Origin of the sequence: Nocardiopsis endophytica (genome assembly GCF_027706725.1) — a bacterium.
Classification (GTDB): Bacteria; Actinomycetota; Actinomycetes; order Streptosporangiales; family Streptosporangiaceae; genus Nocardiopsis_A; species Nocardiopsis_A endophytica.
In genome coordinates this window covers 1-16938 of record NZ_JAQFWQ010000047.1, presented here as the reverse complement: position 1 = coordinate 16938, position 16938 = coordinate 1, and the positions used below count along the sequence as shown (strand labels likewise).

The 16938-nt window shown below is 78.2% G+C and carries 2 protein-coding genes; both read left to right on the top strand.

Annotated features, from left to right (window positions below; genetic code table 11):
* Window positions 1-319: 319 nt before the first annotated feature.
* Window positions 320-8215 carry a type I polyketide synthase gene (locus O4J56_RS16865; protein WP_270686835.1) on the top strand — a complete coding sequence of 2632 codons (7896 nt, stop codon included), beginning with the start codon at window positions 320-322 and terminating at the stop codon, window positions 8213-8215.
* Between the two features lie 43 nt (window positions 8216-8258).
* Window positions 8259-16736: an SDR family NAD(P)-dependent oxidoreductase gene (locus O4J56_RS16855; protein WP_333563806.1), complete on the top strand. Its 8478-nt coding sequence runs from the start codon at window positions 8259-8261 to the stop codon at window positions 16734-16736.
* Window positions 16737-16938 lie beyond the last annotated feature (202 nt).

Here is a 16938-nt window from a genome sequence, read left to right as displayed (position 1 = left end):
AAATGAGCTTGCATATTGCCGTGCTTATGCATGGGAGTTATGATCACCCCATTGTCAGGAGAAGGGGATACCTATGCCCGTCTGTGGAGATCGCATATTTTGACGGTTTTCGGATCGTTCCCGAAGACGCCTCCCCGACCGGCCGTTCAACCGTGAGGACCGCCATGGACCGGCACGAGCCCCGCAATTTCGCCGCCGCCCCCTGGGAGAGAGCCGCGCCGCGGCGGCGGCGCCCCGCGGGGCCCGCCGAGGCCTGAGGCGCCGGACCCCCCTTGACTCCCGCGCCCGCCGGAGGCGGCTCCCTTTCCTTTCCCCCTCGATGGACGTCGCGATCCTGGAGTGGATTCCCATGCGGTCGAGTGCCCGGTTCCCTGTTGCCCGCCCCGAGAGCGACGCCGAACCCCTTTCCCCGGCGGCCCGGTCCGGATCGCGCGGCGAACGCCGGGCCCGTGAACGCCCGATCGCGATCGTCGGCATGGCCTGCCGCTTCCCCGGGGCGCCGGGGCAGGAGGCCTTCCGGCGCCTGCTCGCCGAGGGGCGCGGCGCCGTGGGCGCCGTTCCGGGCGACCGCCCCTTCGCCGGGGACCCGGCGGCCGGCCCGGCCGGACGGTTCGGCGCCTTCGTGGACCGCCCCGACCTGTTCGACGCCGGCTTCTTCGGCATCTCCCCGCGCGAGGCGGCCGAGACCGACCCCCGCCAGCGGCTCCTGCTGGAGCTGGGCTGGGAGGCCCTGGAGGACGCCCGCATCCCCGCCACCGCGCTCGCGTCCACGGCCACCGGGGTGTTCGTCGGGGCGTTCGGCGACGACTACGCCCTGGAGCGGCACGAGCGCGGCGGCCCGGCCACCCCGCACACCATGGCCGGGCTGCAGCGCACCATGATCGCCAACCGGCTCTCCTACACCCTGGGGCTGCACGGGCCGGGCCTGGTCGTGGACACCGGCCAGTCGTCCTCGCTCACCGCGGTGGTGGAGGCGGTGCGGGCGCTGTGGGAGGGCTCCTGCACGGCGGCGTTCGCGGGCGGGGTGCACCTGCACCTGTCGGGGCGCGCCGCCGCCGCGGAGGCCGGGCTGGGCGGGCTGTCCCCGCAGGGGCGCTGCCGCCCGTTCGACGCCGCCGCCGACGGGTATGTGCGCGGCGAGGGCGGCGGCCTGGTGCTGCTCAAGCCCCTGGACCGGGCGGTCGCCGACGGCGACCGGGTGCACGCGGTGATCCTGGGCGGGGCGGTCGGCGGCGAGGGGGCGACCCGCGGGCTGACCGTGCCGGGGCGCGGCGGGCAGGAGGCCGTGCTGCGCGAGGCGTGCCGCAGCGCGCGGCTGGCCCCCCGCCTCATCCGCTATGTGGAGCTGCACGGCACCGGCACCCCCGTCGGCGACCCGGTCGAGGCCGAGGCGCTGGGCACGGTGCTGGGGGCGGGGCGCCCGCGGGACGAGCCGCTGCGCGTCGGCTCGGTCAAGTCCTCCATCGGGCACCTGGAGGCGGCCGCCGGGATCGCGGGGCTGATCAAGGCGGCGCTGATGGTCCGCGACGGCGAGCTGGTGCCGACCCTCGGCCACACCGAGCCGAACCCGGGCATCCCGCTGGAGCGGCTGCGGCTGCGCGTGCAGACCGAGCGGGAGCCGTTCCCCGGCCGCGGCACGCCGGCGGCGGGCGTGTCGTCGTTCGGGATGGGCGGCACCGACTGCCATGTGGTGCTCGCCGGGCCGCCGCCACCGCCCCGTGCGGTGTGGGACCGCCGGCCCTTCGTCAGGCCCCGCGCGGAGGAGGGCGCGCCCGGCGGCGCGACCTGGTGGGTGCTGTCCGGGGCCACCGAGGCGGGGCTGCGCGCGCAGGCGGCGCGGCTGCACGCCCGCCTGGCCGATGAGCCGGCCGTGGAGGACGGCGGCGCCGATGAGACCGACGCCGACATCGGGCTGACGCTCGCCGCCGGGCGGACGGCGCTGGAGCACCGGGCGGCGGTGTTCGGGCGCGACCGCGCCGAGCTGCTCCGGGGGGTGGCGGCCGTCGCGGAGGGCAGGGCCGCCGACGGCGTCGTCACCGGCCGCGTGCGCGGGGAGGACGAGGGCGGGGCCGTACCGGAGGGGGCCGTACCGGAGGAGGGGCCGGAACCGTCCCCCGGCGCGCTGTTCTGCGCGGGCGCCGAGCGGCGGGTGGACTGGCGCGCCCTGTTCGGCCCGGATGCGCGCATGGTGGACCTGCCCACCTATGCGTTCCAGCGCCGCCGCCATTGGTTCACGGACGCGGCCGACGGCGGGCCCGAGGGGGGTACCGGATCCCCCGCGGAACGGACCTCCGCCGGCACAGCCTCCCTCGACCTGGTGCGCGAGCACGCCGCCCGGGTCCTCGGGCACACGTCCCCGGACGCGGTCGACCCCGGGGCGGCCTTCCGCGACCTCGGGTTCGACTCGGCGCTGGGCACCGAGCTGCGCACGGCCCTCGAACAGGCGCTGGGGCGGCGGCTGCCCGCCGGGCTCGTCTACGACCACCCCACGCCCGAGCGCCTGGCCCGCTTCCTGGACGCCGGGCGCGAGGAGGCGCGGGCCGGGGACCGGCCCCGCCCCGGTGCGCCGCGTGGGGACCGCGAACCCATCGCGATCACCGCCATGGCCTGCCGTTTCCCCGGCGGCGCGGACACCCCTGAACGGTTCTGGGAGCTGCTGGCCGAGGAACGCGACGCCACCGGGCCGTTCCCCGTCGACCGGGGGTGGGACCCCGCCCTTTCGCGCCCGGGCGGCCCGGGCCCGGGCACCTACGTGGCCAGGGGCGGGTTCCTGTACGGCGCGGCCGACTTCGACGCGGCGTTCTTCGGGATCAGTCCGCGCGAGGCCGACGCCATGGATCCGCAGCAGCGGTTGCTGCTGGAGGCGGCCTGGGAGGCGGTCGAGCGGTCGGGAACGGACCCGGCGTCGCTCCGGGGGACCCGGACCGGGGTGTTCACCGGGGTCACGGCGGCCGGGTACGGCACGGCGGGCGACGGCCGGGGGCACGAGGGGTACCTGATGACGGGCTCGGCGCCGAGCGTGGCGTCGGGGCGCATCGCCTACCTGCTGGGGCTGTCCGGGCCGCCGGTGACCGTCGACACGGCGTGCTCGTCGTCGCTGGTGGCGGTGCACCAGGCGGTGCGGGCGCTGCGCGGCGGCGAGTGCGACCGGGCCCTGGCGGGCGGGGCGTGCGTGATGGCGACCCCGGAGATGTTCACCGAGTTCAGCGCGCAGGGAGGGCTGGCCCCGGACGGCCGGTGCAAGCCGTTCTCCGCCGACGCCGACGGCACCGCCTGGGCCGAGGGGGCGGGGATGGTGGTGCTGGAGCGGTTGTCGGACGCGGTGCGCGGCGGGCGGCGTGTGCTGGCGGTGCTGCGCGGGTCGGCGGTGAACTCCGACGGGGCGTCGAACGGGTTGACGGCGCCGAGCGGCCCGGCGCAGGAGCGGGTCATCGCGGACGCGCTGGTGGACGCGGGGCTGGAGCCGGGCGATGTGGACGTGGTGGAGGCGCACGGCACGGGGACGAGGCTGGGCGACCCCATCGAGGCGGACGCCTTGGCGGCGGCGTACGGGCGCGGGCGGGAGCGGCCCCTGGTGGTGGGGTCGGTGAAGTCGAACATCGGGCACACCCAGGCGGCGGCCGGGCTCGCGGGGCTGATCAAGTGCGTGCTGGCGATGGAGCACGGGCGCGTCCCGGCGACGCTGCACCTGCGGGAGCCCACGCCGCACATCGACTGGGGGAGCAGCGGTCTGGTCCCGGCGGCCGGGGCGGTCCCGTGGCCGGAGACGGGGCGTCCGAAGCGCGCGGGGGTGTCGTCGTTCGGGGTGAGCGGGGCCAACGCCCACGTGGTGCTGGAGGAGGCCCCGGCCGGGGAAGGGGCGGCGCCGGAGGCGTCCGACGCAGGTGAGGAGAGCGCCGAGGAGGAGGGGCGCACCTGGCCGTTCGTGCTGTCGGGGGCCGACCCGCAGGCGCTGCGGGAACAGGCGCTCCGCCTGAGCGACCACGTGCGGGCCAACGAGGGGGAGCGGCTGCGGGATGTGGCCTACTCCCTGGCAACGTCCCGGACCGCGATGGCGCGGCGCGCCGTCGTCCTCGCGGACGACCGGGCCGGGCTCCTGGAAGGCCTGGACAAGGTGACCCGGGGCGAGGACCCGCTGGTGGTGGGCACCGCAGGGACGGCGGCCCATTCGGAGGAGGAGGCCGAGGACCGGATGACTCCGGCCTTCTCGGACGGCTCAACGCTCGCGGCGGAAGGAACTCCTGCGGAGTCCCGTGGTCGAGCCGGTACCGGGCCTGCAGGAGTGAGGGGGCCTTCGGTCGCCGGGGGCCGTGACCGTGACGAGGTCACCAGGCCTTTCGAGGAGGCCGTTGACGGGGTGGACACCGCTCATGCCGCGGGTGGGGCTCCGGGGGTGTCTTCGGGTGCCGGTTCTGGTTCTCATGCGGGTGCCGACGGTGCCGGGCCTGCAGGAGTGAGGGGGGTGTCGGACGCCCTTGAGGGGCCTGAGAGGGGCGGTGCTTCGGTCGCCGGGGGCCGTGACCGTGACGAGGTCACCGGGCCTTTCGAGGAGGCCGGTGACGGGGTGGACTCCGCTCGGGCCGCGGGTGGGGCTCCGGGGCTGTCGTCGGATTCTGGTTCTGCTTCTCAGCCGGGTGCCGACGGCGCCGAGCCCGAGGGGGAGGGGGATCTGTCGGGTGGTCGCGATGGGCAGGGCGCTGCGCCGGTAGGGCCTGCGAGGGGCCCAGCGCGGCCGTCGTCCCCCGGTCGCACTGGCCATGACGGGCCCGTTCCTGGTGCGCCCGGTCGGGCACCGGGTTCCGTGCTGGCCGCGGACAGGGCATCCGACGCCGGAGCGCAGCACGCGTCCCCTGCTCCCGGCGCTGACTCCGGTTCTTCCCTCCGCTACGACCCCGACGGGCCCGTGTTCGTCTTCCCCGGGCAGGGGACCCAGTGGGAGGGCATGGCCGCCGGGATGCTCCGCGACTCCGCCGCCTTCCGGCGGGCCGCCCACGCCTGCGCCGACGCCCTGCGCCCGCACGTCGAATTCGATCCCATCGCCGTCCTGCGCGGCGACCCCGGCGCTGCCCCGCTCTCGCGGGTCGACGTCGTCCAGCCCGCCCTGTGGGCGGTCATGGTCGCCCTCGCCGAGGCCTGGCGTGCCGAAGGGGTCGCCCCCTCGGCCGTCGTCGGCCACTCCCAGGGCGAGATCGCGGCCGCCTGCGTCGCCGGGGCCCTCTCCCTGGAGGACGGTGCCGCCGTGGTCGCCAGGCGCAGCGCGGCCCTGGTCGAGCTGGCGGGCACCGGCACCATGGCCGCGCTCGCCCTGCCCGAGGAGCGGGTGCGCGCCCTGCGCGCCCCGGTGCACGTCGCCGCGCTCAACGGCCCCGGGTCCACCGTGGTCTCCGGCACCGTCGAGGCCGTCGAGGAGGCCGTGGCCGAGTGCGGGGCGGCCGGTGTCGACGCGCGCCGCATCGACGTCGACTACGGGTCGCACTCGCCGCTGGTCGAACCGGTGCGCGAGCGGGTCGAAGGGGCCCTGGCGGGCATCGACCCCCTGCCCCCCGAGGTGCCGTTCCACTCGACCCTGCTCGGCCGCCCGCTGGACGGCGAGCCGCTCGATGCCGCCTACTGGTACCGCAACCTGCGCAACACGGTCCGCTTCGCCCCGGTGGTGCGCGCGCTGGCCGACGCCGGGAGCGCCCTGTTCATCGAGGTCAGCCCGCACCCGGCGGTCACCCCGGCGGTGTGGGCGACGCTGGAGGCGGCCCACGCCCCCGGCGCCGCCGTGGGCACCCTGCGCCGGGGCGAGGGCAGCGGGGCCCGCTTCACCGAGGCGGTGGGGGAGGCGCTGGCGCGGGGCGCCGCCGCCGACCCGCGCCGGGCCTCGGGCGGCGGGCGGCTGCTCGCCGCGGCCGCGGCGGCCTTCACCCGGGGCGCCCGCATCGACTGGGGCCGCTTCTTCACCGGCGGGCGCACGGTGCCGCTGCCCACCTACCCCTTCCAGCGGCGGCGGCACTGGCTGGCGCCCGCCCGCCGTCCCAGCCCCGCTGTCGCGGCCTCCGGCGGCGCCGATCCCGCCGACCCCGCCGAGGGCGCGTTCTGGGAGGCGGTCGACCGGGAGGACGCCCACCGCATCGCCGAGGCGATCGGCGTGGACGGCGGCGAGCCCCTCAAGGCGGTGCTGCCCGCGCTCGCCGACTGGCGTCGCCGCCGTCGCGCCGACCGGGAGCAGGACGCGCTCCGCTACCGCGAGGAGTGGGTGCGCACCCCCGTGGCCGGGCGGCCTGCTCTTGAAGGCACCTGGCTGCTGGTGGCCGAGCGCGGCGGCAACGGGGCGGCCGTGGCCCGCGCATGCGACCGCCGGATGGAGGCGCACGGCGCGCGCACCTTCCGCGTCGAGGTCGACCCGGGAACCGGCCGCGAGGCGCTGCGCCGCGCACTGGCCGGCGCCCCGGGGCCGGTCGCCGGAGTGGTCTCCGTGCCGGCGTCCCGGGCGGAGGGACCGGCCTCCACCGCGGCGCTGCTGCAGGCGCTCGGCGATGCTGCCGTTTCGGCGCCGCTGTGGTGCGTCACCTTCGGCGCGGTGGCGGCCGCGCCCGGGGACCGCATCGGGGACCCGTGGGACGCGGCCGTGTGGGGCCTGGGCCGGGTCGCCGCCCAGGAGCACCCCGACCGGTGGGGCGGGATGGTCGACCTGCCGCCCGGCCCGGCCGGCCCCAGCGAGCACGATCTCGACGCGCTGTGCGCGGCGCTGGCCCGGCCCGGAGGGGAGGACCAGTTCGCGGTCCGCCCGCAAGGCCTGTTGGCGAGGCGCCTGGTGCGGGCCTCTCTGGACGGGGAGGCCCCGGTGCGGCGGTGGCGGCCGTCGGGCACGGTCCTGATCACCGGCGGCACCGGCGCGCTCGGCGCGCAGACCGCCCGCCGCCTCGCCGCCGCGGCGGACCCGCCGCACCTGCTGCTGGCGGGGCGGCGCGGGCCGGACGCGCCCGGCGCCGCCGAGCTGGCCGACGAGCTGCGCGCCGCCGGGGCCGACGTGACCCTGGCCGCCTGCGACGTGGCCGACCGGGCGGCCCTGGCCCGCCTGCTGGAGGGGATCCCCGCCGACCGGCCGCTGACGGCGGTCGTGCACGCCGCCGCCGAGCTCGACGACGCCCCGGTCGGCGCGCTCACCCCCGAGCGCATCGGTCGGGCGCTGCGCGCCAAGGCGGTCGGCGCCCTCAACCTGCACGCCCTCACCCGGGACGTGGAGCTGGACGCGTTCGTGCTGTTCTCCTCGGCGGCGGCGCTGGTCGGCGTCTCCGGCCAGGGCAACTACGCGCCCGGCAACGCGGTGCTGGACGCGCTCGCCCACCACCGGCGCGGGCTGGGGCTGGAGGCGGTGTCGGTGGCCTGGGGAGCCTGGGCCGACCAGGGCATGGCGGCCGACGGCACCGGCGACCGGCTGGTCCGCCACGGCCTGCCCGGGATCGACCCGGCCACAGCGGTCGAGGCGCTGCGGCGGGCCGTCGAGCACGGCGACACGGCGGTGGCGGTGGCCCGCTTCGACTGGTCGCGCTTCCCTGCCGCCTTCACCGCCGTGCGGCCCTCCTCCCTGCTCGACCTCATTCCCGAGGCCGCCGGGGCGGGCGGCGGGGGAGCCGCGGACGGGCCCGGAGGCGGGGAAGGGCCCAGCACGCTGCGCGGCCGGCTGGAGGCCGCGGACGGCCCCGAGCGGCGGCGTCTGCTCCTGGCCGCGGTGCGTGCGGAGGCCGCGGCCGTGCTGGGGCACCGCGCGCCCGGCGACCTCGCCGACGACCGCAGCTTCAAGGACCAGGGCGCCGACTCGGTCACCGCCTTGGAGCTGCGCAACCGGATCGCCGCGGCGGTGGAGGAGCGCCTGCCCGCGTCGGTCGTGTTCGACCACCCGACCCCCGCGGCCCTCGCCGCCCACCTCGACGGCCTCCTGCCCGGGGACGCGGGCGGAGCGGCCGGACGACCGGTCGGCGAACTGGACGGGCAGGACGGAAAGCACGGACAGGACGGGCCGGACGCCGCCGGCCCCGAACCGGAAGGAGACGAGGAGAGGCTGAACCGTGCCCTGGCGGTACTGGAGGAGGTACTGCCGGGGCTCAAGGAGGGGACGCCCGCGCGGACCGCGGCCGAGGGGCGGATGGAATCGCTGCTCGCCGGCGTGTCCTCGGCCACCCGCGAGGAGCTGTTCGCCCTCATCGACGAGGAACTCGGCGACGCGTGAGCCGCGCCGCACTCCCCCCGACATCCCCGAACGGAGAAGCCGCATGGCCGACGATGCGAAACTCCTCGACTACCTCAAGCGCGCCACCGCCGACCTCCGCCGCACCCGCGGACGCCTGCGCGAACTGGAGGAGGCGCGCCGCGAACCGATCGCCGTCACCGGCATGGCCTGCCGGTACCCGGGCGGCGCGGATACGCCCGAGGACCTGTGGTCCCTGGTGCAGGGCGGCGCCGACGCCGTGACCCCGTTCCCGGACGACCGGGGGTGGCGGGACGTGCGCGGCTACGCCGACAGCGGGGGCTTCCTGGAGGGGGCCGACGCGTTCGACGCGGCGTTCTTCGGGATCAGCCCGCGCGAGGCGGCGGCGATGGACCCGCAGCAGCGGCTGCTGCTGGAGACGGCCTGGGAGGCGGTCGAGCGGGCCGGCGTGGACCCCACCGCGCTGCGCGGCACCCGCACCGGCGTGTTCGCGGGCGTGAGCCACCTGGACTACCGGGAGTGCGCGGCCGGTGCCGAGGACGAGGCCGAGGGGTACCTGCTGACAGGGACCGTGGGCAGCGTCGTCGCCGGACGGGTGGCCTACGCCCTGGGGCTGGAGGGGCCCGCGATGACCGTCGACACGGCGTGCTCGTCGTCGCTGGTGGCGGTGCACCTGGCGGTGCGGTCGCTGCGCAGCGGCGAGTGCGACGGGGCGCTGGCGGGCGGCGTGACCGTGATGAACGGGCCGTCGCTGTTCGAGGAGTTCTCCCGGCAGGGGGCGCTGTCGCCGGACGGCCGGTGCCGCGCGTTCGCGGCGTCGGCGGACGGGACGGGGTTCGCCGAGGGGGTCGGGCTGCTCATGCTGGAGCGGTTGTCGGACGCGGTGCGCGGCGGGCGGCGTGTGCTGGCGGTGCTGCGCGGGTCGGCGGTGAATTCGGACGGGGCGTCGAACGGGTTGACGGCGCCGAGCGGTCCGGCGCAGGAGCGGGTGATCGGTGCGGCGCTGGCCGACGCGGGGCTGGAGCCGGGCGATGTGGATGTGGTGGAGGCGCACGGCACGGGGACGAGGCTGGGCGACCCCATCGAGGCGCACGCGCTGATGGCCGCCTACGGGAAAGGGCGGGAGCCGGGGCGGGCGCTGCGGATCGGGTCGGTCAAGTCGAACATCGGGCACACCCAGGCGGCGGCCGGGGCGGCGGGGATCATCAAGACGGTGATGGCGCTGCGGCACGGGGTGCTGCCGGGGTCGCTGCACATCGACGCGCCGACGCCGCACGCGGAGTGGGACGGGACGGTGCGGCCGGTCACGGGGAACGAGCCGTGGACGGGCGAACCGGGGCGGCGGCGCCGCGCGGGGGTGTCGTCGTTCGGGGTGAGCGGCACCAACGCCCACGTGGTGCTGGAGGAGGCGCCCGACCCGGAGGCGGCCGGGGACGCGGGCGGCACGGAGGCGGTTCCGGGTCGGGCGGGGCGGACCGCCGCCGCACCGGGCGGCCGCACACCACCGGAAGGCCTGCGGGGACCGGAGGAGCAACGCTCGGCGGCGCAGGGGCGCCCGGGAGCTGAGGCGGTCGGTACGGCTGCCGGTGCTGGCCGTGTCCCTGAGGACGGTCCGGGTGACCGTCCCGCCGCCCCGGGGGCCACGGGGGTGCGGGGGCGGGACGGCGCGCATGGGGTTCCGGGCGCGGGTACCTCGGAGCCCGGCGGTGAGATCGCAGGGCCGGGTGGCGATGACCATCCGGCCGAGGCTTCGGACGCCTCCGTACCCGGCCACGGGTCGGACCGTGGCGGTACTGGCCCGGCCGACGGCGGATCCACCGGTCCGCTCCCGTTCGCGCCCCGGCCCGGCAGGCCGCTGCCGTGGGTCCTCTCGGCACGTACCCCCGACGCCCTGGCCGCGCAGGCCCGCAGGCTCGGCTCCCACCTCGCCGGTCCCGGGGCGGCGGAGGGCCCCGCGGCCCTCGGACGGGCGCTCGCGCGGTCCCGTACCGCCTTCGAGTACCGGGCCGCCGTCGTGGCCCGCGACGTTGACGCCGCCCGCACCGGCCTGCAGGCCCTCGCCGAGGGCCGCACCGGACCCGGCGCGGTTCCGGAAGGGGTGCGGATCGTGCCCGCCGGCCGCGCCGGGGCGCCCGGCCGCACGGTGTTCGTCTTCCCCGGCCAGGGCCAGCAGTGGGAGGGCATGGCCCGCGAGCTCCTGCGCGAGTCCCCCGCCTTCGCCCGCCGGATGGGCGAGTGCGTGGAGGCGCTGCGCCCGCACGTGGACTTCGAGCCGCTGGCCGTCCTGCGCGGCGACCCGGGCGCGCCCGCCCTCGACCGCGACGACGTCGTGCAGCCGGTCCTGTGGTGCATGATGGTCTCCCTCGCCGCCCTGTGGGAGTCGTGCGGCGTGCGACCCGACCTGATCATCGGCCACTCCCAAGGGGAGATCGCCGCCGCCTGCGCCGCCGGGGCGCTGTCCCTGGAGGACGCCGCGCGGATCATCGCCGTTCGGGGCCGCGCACTGCTGGCCCTGGCCGGGCGCGGCGCGGCCACCTCGGTCGGGCTGCCGGTCGGGCGGATCGAGGAGTGGGTCGCCGACAACGGCGCCGAGCTCGCCCCGGCCGCCATCAACGGGCCCGAGTCGGTGGTGGTGAGCGGTGCCCGGCGCGACCTGGAGCGGCTGGAGGCCTGGTGCACCGCCCAGGGGGTGCACAGCAGGCGGCTGGCGGTCTTCTTCGCGGCCCACGGCCCGGCCGTGGAGGAGGTGCGCGACGACTTCCTCGCGGGCATTGCCGGGGTGGAGCCGCGCACCGCCCGGATCCCGCTCGTGTCGTCGGTGACGGCGGGTCCGGTGGACGGGGCGGAGCTGGACGCCGGGTACTGGTTCCGGAACCTGCGCCTGCCGGTGCTGTTCGCCCCTGCGGTCGGCCGCGCCGCCGAGGACGGGGCGGGCCTGTTCGTCGAGGTGTCGGCGCACCCGGTGGCGCGGGTCGGGCTCGCCCAGACGCTGGGCGAGGCCGGAGCGGCCGTCGGCACCCTGGCACGGGGGGAGGGCGGCCCCGACCGCTTCCTGGCGTCCCTGGCCGAGGCCCACCGGCACGGGGCGCGCCCCGACTGGGACCGCCTGTTCCCCGAGGCCCGCGGACCCCACCCCGACCTGCCCACCTACCCGTTCCAGAGGCGGTCCTACCGGCTCCGGCCCGCGCGGCCGCAGGGGGACCTCGCGGCGGCGGGGCTGGAGGAGGGCGGCCACGCGATGCTCGGCGCGGCGCTCGACGGTCCAGGGGGCGGGCGCACGGTGCTGACCGGTCGGCTGGGGCTGGCCGACCAGCCGTGGCTGGCCGAGCACGGCACCGGCGGCAGGCCGCTGCTGGCAGGGACGGGCCTGCTCGACCTGGCCCTGCACACGGCCGCGGCGGCGGGGGCGCCGACGGTGGAGAGCCTGGAGCTGCTCGCCCCGCTGTGGATCCCCGCCACCGGGGACGTCCGGCTGCACGCCGAGGCCGACCAGGGGCCTGAGCCGGGGGCATGGCGGCTGAGGATCCACTCCCGGGAGGGCGACGGCGACTGGCGCCTTCACGCGGAGGGGGTGGCGGTCGAGGAGGAGACGGTCGGCGGCCCCTTGGCGGCGGACGGGGAGGCGCGTGGTGGGCCTGGCCGAGGGGACCGGCCCGATGCTGTGGAAGCGGTTCCCGGTACGGCCCTTGGGGAGGGGCGATCGGGGACCGTCCCGCCGCCTTCTGGTGGGCGCGCGCCCGACCGGGACGGGGCCGTCGGCGGCCCCGGGGCAGGTGGGCCGGGCGGGAAACGAGGACGCGACACTCCCCGTACTTCGACATCTGCGGAGACGGACGGGGCGGCGCGGCCCGATCGCGGCGACCGGCCCGATGCTGTGGAATCTGGCGGGCGTGCGCCCGTCCAGGACAGCGCCGTTGGCCACGGCCCGGGAGCGCCCGACCTCCCGCCGCCGCGGAGTGGCCCCGCTGGAGTTGGTGGGCTCCGAGGCGACGAGGCGCAGGACCGCGCGTCCGCAGCCGGGACCGGGCGGGCCTCCCCGGGTGGGCGTGCATCGGAACGCGGCGGAGCCGGCCGCGGGGACCGGCCCGATGCTGTGGAATCTGGCGGGTGTGCGCCTGACCGGGACAGCGCCGTTGGCCACGGCCCGGGAGCGCCGGACCATCTGCCGTCGCGGAGTGGCCCTGCTGGAGTTGGTGGGCTCCGAGGCGACGAGGCGCAGGACCGCGCGTCCGCAGCCGGGACCGGGCAGGCCTCCCCGCATGAGGCGCCAACCGGGGACTCGGGGCCGGGGGGACCGGCGCCCTTCCGGGGTGTGCACCCTCCGCTTCCCGTGCAGTGGCCGCCCCCGGGCGCCGACGAGATCCCCCTCGACTCCTCCTACGCCCGCATGGCCGAGATCGGCTACCGCTATGGGCCCTCCTTCCGCGGGCTCCGGCGCGCGTGGGTGCGCGGTGAAGGCGTCGGGGCCGACGTCTACGGCGAGGTCCGTCTTCCGGACAGTCTGGAAGCCGACGGGTACGGCCTCCACCCCGCCCTGCTCGACGCGTGCCTGCACGCCATGATCGCCGTCCTCCCCGAAGTGCGCGGCACCGGCGGCACCGGCGCCGCGGCGCGGGTACGGATGGCCTTCTCCTGGGAGGGCGTCCGCCTGCACGCGACCGGTGCCCGGGCCCTGCGGGTGCGCATCACCGAGACCGCCCCCGGCGTGCACCGGGTGACCGCGGTCGACCCCGCCGGTGCGCCGGTGCTCACCGCCGACGCCCTCACCATGCGGGAGGCGGCCGGCGCTTCGGCTGCCGAGGCCGCGGGAGCCGCCGCCTACCGGCTGGAGTGGCGCCCCCTCCCCGAACGGGAGGGCGCCGCGGCGGACCCGGGCGTCCAGGCGGTGCTCGGCGGGCTGCCCGCCCCGGCGGGTGCGACCGCCCACCCCGACCTCGCGGCCCTCGCCGCGCACATCGACTCCGGCGCCCCCGCCCCCTCCCTCGTGGCCGCGCCGGTGCCCGCGCCCGACCCCGGGATCCCCCGCCCCCGCGGCGGCCCCCGCCCCGACCCGGGCGCCGAGGCGCGCGGCGCAGTCCGGCGCACCCTGCGCCTGCTCCAGGCCTGGCTCGCCGACGAGCGCTTCGCCTCCTCCCGGCTGGCCGTGGTCACCAGCGGGGCGGTGGCCACGCGCCCCGGCGAACACGTCCCCGACCTGGCCGGGGCCGCCGTGTGGGGTCTGCTGCGGGCGGCGCAGACCGAGCACCCCGGCCGCTTCCTGGCCGTCGACGCCGACCCGGCGGCCCCCGGCGCCCCCGACCCGGCCCACGCGCTGGCCTCCGGTGAGCCACAGGCCGCCGTGCGGGACGGCCGGGTCCTGGTACCGCGGCTGGCGGCCCCCCGTCGGCGCCCCGCCGCCGACCCGGCCGACCGAACCTGGCGCCTGGTGCCGGACGGCAGCGGGCGCGTCGACGGGCTGGAGCGGCTCCCGCACCCGGGCGCCGACGGCCCCCTCGCCCCCGACCAGGTGCGCATCGACGTGCGCGCCGCCGGGTTGAACTTCCGCGACCTGCTCCTGGCGCTGGGCTACTTCTCCCCTGGGGAGCCGATCGGGTTCGAGGCCGCCGGGGTGGTCACAGCGGTCGGCGCCGACGTGCGCGACCTGGCCCCCGGCGACCGGGTCATGGGCCTGGTGGTGGGCGCGGTCGGCCCCGTCGGCACCGCGCACCGGAGCACCTTGGCCCGCGGTCCCGACGGCTGGACCCCGGCCCAGGCGGCGACCAGCCCCGGCGTGTTCCTGACCGCCTACCACGCCCTGGTCGGCACGGCAGCCGTGCGCCCCGGCGAACGGGTGCTGGTGCACGCCGCCACCGGCGGTGTCGGCATGGCGGCCGTGCAGCTCGCCCGCCACCTGGGCGCCGAGGTGTACGCCACCGCCGCAGCGCACAAGCGGCACCTGCTGCGCGCCGCGGGCCTGCCCGAGGAGCGCATCGCCGACTCCCGCACCCCCGCCTTCGCCGACCGGTTCCTGCGCGCCACCGGCGGCCGCGGCGTGGACACCGTGCTCAACTGCCTGACCGGCGAGATGCTGGAGGCGTCGCTGCGCCTGCTGCCGCGCGGAGGCCGCTTCGTCGAGCTGGGCCGCACCGACCTGCGCGACCCCGCCGAGGTGGCCGAGCGGCACCCCGGCGTGCGCTACCACTCCCTCGAACTGCCCAAGGTGGACCCCGAACGGATCGGTGAGATGCTCACCGACCTGCTGTCCCTGTTCGAGCGCGGCCGCCTGTCCCCGCTTCCGGCCGCCTGCCTGCCGGTGGGGGAGATCGGCGCCGGCCTGCGGCGGCTGCAGATGGGCCTGAACACCGGCAAGCTCGGGCTCACCGTGCCGAGGCCGCTCGACCCGGAGGGGACCGTCCTCATCACGGGCGGGACCGGCGCCCTGGGGCGCCTCGTCGCCGAGCACCTGGTGAGGGAGCACGGGGTGCGGCACCTGCTGCTGCTGAGCCGGAGCGGTCCCGACGCCGAAGGGGCGCGGCACCTGGTGGACGGGCTCCGCTCCCTGGGGGCCGAGGCCACCGTCCTGGCGTGCGACGCCGCCGACCGGGCCGCCCTGGAGCGCGCCCTGGCCGCGGTGCCGCCGGAGCACCCGCTCACCGGCGTGTTCCATGCGGCCGCCGTCGTGGACGACGCCACCGTCGAGGCGGAGACCCCGGAGCGGTCCGGGCGGGTGCTCGCCGCGAAGGCCGAGGCCGCCTGGGCGCTGCACGAGCTGACCCTCAAGGACGACCTGGCGGCGTTCGTGCTGTTCTCGTCGGCGGCGGGCGTCCTCGGCAGCGCGGGGCAGGGCTCCTACGCCGCCGCCAACGCCTTCCTCGACGGGCTGGCCGCCCACCGGGCCGCGCTCGGGCTGCCCGCGCTGTCGCTGGCCTGGGGCCTGTGGGACGTGGAGAGCGGACCCGCCGGGCGCCTGGGCCGCGCCGACCAGGCGCGCATGGCGCGCGCGGGGCTGCTGCCCATGCCCGCCGACGCCGGGACCGGCCTGCTCGACACCGGCCTCGCGGGGGAGCACACCCACCTGGTGCCGATGCTGTTCGACCCCTCGGGCCCGCGCGAGCACGCCCGCCGCACCGGTTCGGCCGCACCGCTGCTGAGCGGCCTGGTGGCCCCTGCGCGCCCGCGGCGCAGGGTCCTGCGGGCCGCCGCGTCCGAGCGGGCCCCTGCCCGGCCGGACGCCGCCGCACTGGCCGCGCTCCCCGAAGGCGAGCGGTGCGCGGCGCTCCTGGAAGCGGTGCGCGGGCACGCCGCCGAGGTGCTCGGCCACGCCGATGCCGCCGCGGTGCCCGCCGACGCCGAGTTCCTGGAGTCGGGGTTCGACTCGCTGACCGCGGTGGAGCTGCGCAACCGGATCGCCGCCGACCTGGGGCGCAGGCTCCCCGCCGGGCTGGCCTTCGCCTACCCGACGCCGGAGCGGCTGGCCGCGCACCTGGCGGATCTGCTGGCCGCCGACGCGCCGGGCGGCGCGTCCGCTCAGGCGGCGGGGGCGAACGCGGCGCCCGACGCGACCGGGGGGCCGGGAACGCCGGTCGACGGCGCGCGCACCGGGGCCGCCGACGGGGCCGCCCCTCCCGCCCCCGCCCCGCCGCCTGCGGGCGGGGGGAACCCGTCCCGGGAGGGGCACGGCCTGGTCGACCTGATGCTCCGTGCGTGCAGGACCGGCAGGGCCGCCGAGGGGATGCGGATGCTGGAGGCCGCGGCGGCGCTGCGCCCGGTGTTCGAGTCCGCCCTCGACGCCGGGGACGTGCCGCCGCCCAAGCGGTTGGCGGCGGCCGGGTCCGACGCGGCGCCCGTGCTGGTGTGCGTACCGTCGCTGCTGATGAACTCCGGGCCGCACGAGTACGCGCGCTTCGCGGCGGCCGTCGAAGGGCGGGCCGAGGCGCTGTGCGTGACCCACCCGGGGTTCTCGGCGGGGGAGCGGCTCCCGGCGGCGGTGGACGCGCTGGTCGAGCTGCACGCCCGCAGCCTGCGCGAACACGTCGGCGGGCGCCGGTTCGCGCTGGTCGGGCGGTCGTCGGGGGCGTGGGCGGCGCACGCGCTGGCCGCCCAGCTGGAGAGCGCGGGCGTGCGCCCGGCCGGGCTGGTGCTGCTGGACCCGCCGATGCCGGGCGACGAGCGCCTGCCCGAGGTGGCGGCCCGGGTCCTGCTGGAGCGCGAGGAGGAGATGCGCCTGGCCGACGACGCGCGGGCGACCGCGAGCGGCGGCCACCTGGCGCTGTTCCGGGGGTGGACGCCGGAGCACGTGGCGGCGCCCGCGCTCGTCCTGCGCCCGGAGGACGGCGCCCCCGGGGACGAGGGCCGGACCCACCGGTTCACGTGGGAGCCCCCGCACGAGGAGGAGGTGACGGGCGGCGACCACCTGACGATGCTGGAGGGCCGCGCCGCCGACACGGCTGCGGCGGTGCTGCGATGGCTCAAGGTGCCGGAGAGCGCCGACAAGGGCGCGGGCGCCGGAGAGGACGCCGACGAGGGCACCGCGCCCCGCCACCGGTGCCAAGCGGTCCGCTGAGGAGGGGGAAGGTGCCGGTGGCGGGGCATGCCTCGCCACCGGCACCCGCAAGCACGGCCAATGCGCGGCGGCCACCGGGGAGCGGGCGGGTGGCCCATGCGGCAGCACTGTCGGCGCGGCGCACGTAGGTGGTCACCGTGAATGGCAGCGACGGCGAGAGCGGGGCGGTTCCCCTGCCCCCGCCTGCCGGGCGACAGGCCGC

Excerpts from the sequence above, each read along its gene's own strand:
- O4J56_RS16855 (WP_333563806.1), top strand. The coding sequence starts at position 8,259 with ATGGCCGACGATGCGAAACTCCTCGACTACCTCAAGCGCGCCACCGCC.
- O4J56_RS16865 (WP_270686835.1), top strand. The coding sequence starts at position 320 with ATGGACGTCGCGATCCTGGAGTGGATTCCCATGCGGTCGAGTGCCCGG.